Here is a 390-nt window from a genome sequence, read left to right on the forward strand (position 1 = left end):
AAGTAATGTTTTTTATTATTTTATAAATTTTTTCGAAACATACAATTTTAACTAAGAGGTGATTGGATCATTTCTTTCCATAAGGGAAATACCTTTTTGAAAAGTTCTACTAGTAAAGAGGAAAACTGAGATCCAGAACCTTCAATGATACGTTTATAAGCTTCTTTAGGAGATAGAGCCGAACGATATGCTCTCGAAGAAGTCATTGCATCGAACGCATCTGCTTTCGCAACAATTCTATAGAAACATTCTAGTCATCATTTTTCACTTTAATTCCTTTACGTTGTACAATTCGTACAACTCTCCGTTCATTTACCTATTATCCACAAAATAAGTATCATACGCCTTATCAAAAACATATCCTAGCTTTTCAGCTAGTTTAGCAGATGT

At 32.3% G+C, this 390-nt stretch carries 2 pseudogenes; both read right to left on the bottom strand.

Going from position 1 to position 390, the window contains the following annotated elements:
• Positions 1-47: 47 nt before the first annotated feature.
• A pseudogene (locus AC1DJR_RS33835) lies at positions 48-239 on the bottom strand (HD-GYP domain-containing protein); the annotation flags it as partial.
• 73 nt (positions 240-312) lie between these two features.
• Positions 313-390, bottom strand: a pseudogene (locus AC1DJR_RS33840) (GNAT family N-acetyltransferase); the annotation flags it as partial.

It is taken from the genome of Bacillus sp. 05T31 (assembly GCF_056396725.1).